At 43.9% G+C, this 255-nt stretch carries 1 protein-coding gene; it reads left to right on the plus strand.

Annotation, left to right across the window (positions count from 1 at the left end; genetic code table 11):
• Positions 1-255: transposase (locus M3650_RS31605; protein WP_251580314.1), on the plus strand; the 255-nt coding region annotated here is incomplete at both ends.

Genomic DNA, 255 nt, shown 5'->3' on the forward strand with positions numbered 1-255 from the left:
TAGTGCTGAGCTTAAGCTCCAAGCGGTGAAGGATTACATAGAGGGAGGATTGTCCCAATATCAGATCATCGATAAATACAAGATTGCAAGTAGAACGCAGCTTTTCAACTGGATTAAGGAGTATAATAGTCATAGCAGCTTAAAAGCTTATTCAGGAGGAGCGAAAGCGATGACGAAGGGGCGTTCGACGACTTGGCAGGAACGGATCGATATTGTGCAATACTGTCTTGCTCATCAGCATGACTACCATAAGAC

The sequence above is a fragment of the Paenibacillus sp. MER TA 81-3 genome (assembly GCF_023713585.1).
In the GTDB taxonomy this organism is placed as follows: Bacteria; Bacillota; Bacilli; order Paenibacillales; family Paenibacillaceae; genus Paenibacillus_B; species Paenibacillus_B profundus.